The following is a 5175-nucleotide window of genomic DNA, read 5'->3' on the forward strand; positions in this document are numbered from 1 at the left end:
CCCGCTGGAAAGCGGCGTTGAACGCCTTCGACATCACCTTCGACGGCCGACTCACCGCCGGACGGAACTAACCCAATCAACCCGAGTTACACCGTTATCTGGACAGACCCTTATGGCCCATCATCCGAGCCCTCATGAGGTCCCGAATTCGTGTATACAGTGGAAAGGGGAGGGGAAGTCAGGCGATAAGAGCGGGGATTGTCGGTACGGTTTCGGCGTGAAGATCGAGCAGGTATCCGAGTCCGTTCATGTGGTGGCGGGGACCAACGTCAATTGGGCGGTGGTCAGTGATGAACGGGGCGTGACCCTGGTCGACGCCGGGTATCCGGCGGATACCGGGGATGTGCTGAAGTCGGTGCGGGAGATCGGGAATGATCTCGCCGATGTTCGTGCGGTGGTGGTGACGCACGCGCACCTGGATCACATCGGGGCTATTCCCACGTTGGTGGAGAAGCTCGGGGTGCCCGTCTATACCGGGGCCGAAGAGGTTCGACACGCGAAAAGGGAGTACCTGCAGCAGATTACGCCGGTGCAGATGGTGCAGCGGTTGGGGACGCGGCGGGGGATCGAGTGGGTTGGGCAGACCGTGCGGGCGGTGATCGGGCATATCGGGATGAGTGTGCCTACGGCCACGGAGGGGGAGGCGGCGACGTTGGCCGCGCTTCCGGGTGGGCTGGTGGCGATTCCGACGCCGGGGCATACCAATGGGCATACCGCATATTTGATGCCGTCGGAGGGTGTGCTGTTTTCGGGGGATGCGTTGGTGACCGGGCACAAGCTGCTCGAGGAGACCGGGTTGCAGTTGTTGCCGGGGTTTTTCAATCATGATCAGGAGGGGACGCTCGAAAGTGCCCGTGCGCTCAGTGCTGTCGAGGCCGGGATTCTCGTTCCCGGTCACGGAGCACCGATTCGGCAGGACCTGGCGCGGCTGATGAGTGAATTCGCGCGGGGGTGAACGCGGGGGAGAGGTGGATGTCGAGGGTGCCGCACGCGCAGCGGGTGTAGGTGACGGTGCCCTCGGAGGTGTGGTGGCGCGAAAGTACTTGGAAGGGTTGGGTTGTGGGCCAGCCGCAGTGGCTACAGTGGCGGTTCGATCCGGTCATGAGCTCAGTCTTCGCGCGGACGGTAGGCTCGGTCCATCGAAAGTTTTCGTAGCCAATCGTTCGGAATTTCCACATGATCGATCCCCGGTTGCAGGCCTTGCGACTCCTGCACGAGCACGGCACGGTGACCGCGGCGGCCGCCGCGCTGCATTTGACGCCGTCCACGGTGTCACAGCAGTTGCGTGGGCTGGCCCGGGAACTGGATGTCGAGTTGCTCGAGCAGGTGGGGCGGCGGGTGCAGTTGACCGCCGCGGGGTACGCGTTGCTGCGGCACGCGGATCTGCTTGCGGCACAGGCGGAGAGCGCGCGGGCGGAGCTCGCGGCGCATCGGGCCGGAATCGCGGGGGTACTGCGGATCAGTGCGATGCCGACCGCGCTCGGCGCGCTGGGTGCGCTGGCCGCCGCCCGGCTGCGGGACGCGAATCCGGGGCTGACGGTGGAATTGATCGAGGACGAGAGCACCGAGTGCTTCGAAACCCTGCTGGTGGGGGACAGCGATATCGGGATCGTGCTGCCCGCCCCCGGCACCCCCGCGTCGGATGACCTGCGTTTCGAGCAGCGACCGCTGCTGTCCGAACCGCTGGATCTGCTTGTTCCCGTTGGTCATTCGCTCGCCGGGCGGGGCAGTGTCGCGCTGACCGAGGCGGCCGCCGAGCCGTGGATCACCGGGCGCGATCGCGTCGCGCATCGGCTGGTCGTGTCGGCCGCGTGCGCCGCGGCCGGGTTCACCCCTCGAATCGCCGGGCAGGCACTGCATTTCCCGGGTGTGGCGACCATGGTCGCGCATGGATTCGGGGTCAGCCTGGTGCCGCGGCTCGCGGTTCTGCCGCCGGAACTGGCGGTGGTGCGGGTCGCGCTGCACGACCCGGTGCCGGTCCGCCGTCACCTGACCGCGGTGCGGCGGGGCAGTGCCGAGCATCCGGTGATCGCGGCCGGGCTGGACGTCATCCGCCAGGTGTGCCGGGAGCGGACCGATATCACGGTGCTGGGCGACTGATGCGATAGTGGAGCCGGGTTTGTGTCGAGACATACCGTCCCAGGCGAGGAGGCCGGAATGCGACTGCATTTCCGCGGCGTGGTCCTACCCGATGGCGAGGTCCGCGACCTCTGGGTCCGCGACGGCATCATCTCCGACGAGCCGATCCGCGACGCCGACACCGTGCACGACTCCGGCTGGATCCTGCCCGGACTCGTCGATGCGCACTGTCATGTCGGCATCAAACACGGTGGCGGGCACGAGGATTCGGCCGGTGCGATCGCCCAGGCCGAGGTGGAGCGCGAGGCGGGGGCACTGCTGCTGCGCGACGCCGGTTCCCCCATCGACACCCGCTTCATCGACGACCGCGAGGACCTGCCCCGCATCATCCGCGCGGGCCGTCACATCGCGCGCCCCAAGCGCTACATCCGCGAACTGGGCATCGAACTCGACGATGAACGCGAGCTGTCCGACATCGTGGCCGAACAGGCCCGGCGCGGCGACGGCTGGGTCAAGATCGTCGGCGATTGGATCGACCGGTCGGTGGGCGATCTCGCGCCGCTCTGGTCCGACGACATCCTGAAGGCCGCCATCGACGCCGCCCACCGCGAGGGCGCCCGCGTCACCTCCCATGTCTTCGGCGAGGACGCCCTGCCCGGTCTGCTGAACGCGGGCATCGACTGCATCGAACACGGCACCGGCCTCACCGACGAGACGATCGCCATGATGGCGGCGCACGGCACCGCGCTGGTCCCGACGCTCATCAATATCGACACCTTCCCCGGAATCGCCGACGGCGCAGGCAAATTCCCCACCTACGCCGCCCACATGCGCGATCTGCACCGCCGCTCCCGTGAGACCGTCGCCAAGGCGCACGAGGCCGGTGTCCCCATCTACACCGGCACCGACGCGGGCGGCTCCATCCGCCACGGCCGCATCGCCGACGAGATCGCCGCCCTCGCCGGCGCGGGCTTCACCCCGCACGCCGCCCTCGCCGCCTCCTCCTGGCACGCTCGAGCCTGGCTCGGCCACCCCGGCATCGAACCGGGTGCTCCCGCCGATTTCGTTGTCTACCAAGAGGATCCACGCGAAAACCTCACCGCGCTCGCCACTCCCGCCTGCGTGGTCCTGCGCGGCCGCGTCTACGGCAGCCGCTCCCCGGTCACCGCTAGCCGCTGATCGCGAATCGGTAAGCGAATCCGTCACCCCGGCACCCGATATGCCGGATCTTACGATCGCCTCCTGCACGGGCCGCAGAGATCGCCGCGACCCGAAACCGTGGGAGGGACCCCGTGACCGATCAGCCATCCGACCCTACCGTCCAGCCGCCGTCCGCTCAGTTCGCGGTGCCGCCGAACCCGCCCGCGCGGAAGCGGCGTCTGTGGGTGTGGCTTGCCGTGCTCGCGGTGGTCGTCATCGGTGTGGCGGCATCGATTGTCGGCTGGGTCGTCACCCGCCCCGAGCCGCTGGCCTTCCCGGTCGGCGCGTGCATCGACGCACCCGTCCAGCCGGTCAAGTACGGCTGCGCCGACAGCAAGTCGACCTACAAGATCGTGGGCCGCGAAGATATGGCGGTGCCGGTGGATTCGGCGTGCGCGAAGTACCCGGAAGCGACCAAGGCCGTGCCCGAACCGGCCTCCGGTGTGGCCACCACCGTCCTGTGCCTGACTCCCACCCGCTTCAATCTCACCGATCCCGGCGCGTTCCAGGCCGACGACTGCGTCGATGTCAAGAAGGCCGGTGACGCCATGACCCGCGTCGACTGCGCGATGACCCCGTCGCCGGTGAAAGTCGTTGCCGTCGAATCGCATTCGAAGGTCCCGGTCACCGACCAGGCGTGCAAGGACCACCCGCAGGCTCGCATGGCCTTCGCCCAGTCCTCGCTGGGCGGCCGCGCGATCGTGGTGTGCGCCAACGAGGTCGACCCGAAGTCCCTGGATTCCGTCAAGCTCGGCGACTGCGCCAACCGCGACACCATGAAGAAGGTCGACTGCGCCGACCCGTCCGCCTCGGCGCGCGTGCTGTCGGTCCGCCTGGCCTACCAGAAGCCCAAGGCCCCCGAATGCCCCGACGACCTCGGCTTCCAATCGGTCCTGGTCCGCGCCAACGACAAAACCGACCTGGTCCTCATCGTCTGCATGGGCCCCGTCGACCTCGGCGACTCCCGCTACGCCGTTGTCGGCGACTGCATCTCCGACAACAACCGCCACTCCGGCTCCGCCAACGACACCCACCGCATCGACTGCGCCGACCCCAAGGCCCTCTACCAAGTCTTCGACCGCCACGACGCCCCCGACAACATCTGCCCGCCCGGCACGGTAGTCAGCCTGACCTACACCACCGGCGGCGGCGCGGGCAGCACCCTCTGCCTCCGCCGCAGATAAACTGGCAGCCTCACCAAGGAGGGGCGGTCATGAGCGCTGTGTCGCCGCCGCAGCGGGGTGCGTACGGGTTGGACGCACCGGCCCAGGTGTTGTGGATGGGCGGGCCGGCCGTCGTTCTGGTGGTGCTGGCGTTGGTGGTCTTTCCGGCTCTGGGGGCCGGAATCCCTTGGTATCTACTGGTTCTCGCGGCGTTTCTGGTGATTCAGCTCGGGCTGTATCTCCATTCCACGCGGCGCGGGAAGTTCGTGGTGTGGGAGCGGTTGCTCGACGATCTGGAGTTGCGCGGAGACGAGCGGGTGCTCGATTTGGGCTGCGGGCGCGGGGCGGTGCTGTTGGCCGCGGCGCGGCGGCTGCCGGAGGGGCGGGCCGTCGGGGTGGATCTGTGGCGCACCGTGGATCAGTCGGGCAATGCGCAAGCCGTCACCGAGCGGAACGCGGAGGCCGAGGGCGTGGCCGACCGGGTCGAATTGCATACCGCGGATATGACGGAGTTGCCGTTCGGGGCGGGCGAGTTCGATGTGGTCGTTTCGAGCCTGGCCATTCACAACATCGGGACCGCCGCGTTGCGCCGGACCGCGGTTCGCGAGGCGCTGCGGGTGCTGCGGCCGGGCGGGCGGCTGGTGATCGTGGACATCTTCAAGGCCGAGGAGTACCGGCGGACGCTGGAGGAGTCCGGTGCGGAGCGGGTGGCCAGTCGCGGGGTGGGATGGCG

At 68.3% G+C, this 5175-nt stretch carries 5 protein-coding genes; all 5 read left to right on the forward strand.

Annotated elements, in window-relative coordinates; translation table 11 throughout:
* Positions 1-217 precede the first annotated feature (217 nt).
* Complete coding sequence (locus ACAM49_RS38690) at positions 218-955, forward strand: MBL fold metallo-hydrolase (RefSeq protein WP_369640484.1); 738 nt, start codon at positions 218-220, stop codon at positions 953-955.
* A 221-nt stretch (positions 956-1176) separates the two neighbouring features.
* Positions 1177-2100, forward strand: coding sequence for a LysR family transcriptional regulator (locus tag ACAM49_RS38695; protein WP_369640485.1), 924 nt, complete (start codon positions 1177-1179; stop codon positions 2098-2100).
* Positions 2101-2157: 57 nt separating this feature from the next.
* On the forward strand, positions 2158-3258 hold the full coding sequence (locus tag ACAM49_RS38700; protein WP_369640486.1) for an amidohydrolase family protein: 1101 nt from the start codon (positions 2158-2160) through the stop codon (positions 3256-3258).
* Positions 3259-3371: 113 nt separating this feature from the next.
* Positions 3372-4463, forward strand: a complete 1092-nt coding sequence (locus ACAM49_RS38705) for a hypothetical protein (protein WP_369640487.1) — start codon at positions 3372-3374, stop codon at positions 4461-4463.
* A gap of 29 nt (positions 4464-4492) precedes the next feature.
* On the forward strand, positions 4493-5175 hold a 683-nt coding region (locus ACAM49_RS38710; protein ID WP_369640488.1), incomplete at its 3' end, for a class I SAM-dependent methyltransferase.

Origin of the sequence: Nocardia sp. JMUB6875, assembly GCF_041154655.1 — a bacterium.
Lineage (GTDB): Bacteria > Actinomycetota > Actinomycetes > Mycobacteriales > Mycobacteriaceae > Nocardia.

What these genes read in the sequence shown, in the direction of transcription:
- ACAM49_RS38695 (WP_369640485.1), top strand. Translation starts at nt 1,177, where the DNA reads ATGATCGATCCCCGGTTGCAGGCCTTGCGACTCCTGCACGAGCACGGC.
- ACAM49_RS38700 (WP_369640486.1), top strand. Translation starts at nt 2,158, where the DNA reads ATGCGACTGCATTTCCGCGGCGTGGTCCTACCCGATGGCGAGGTCCGC.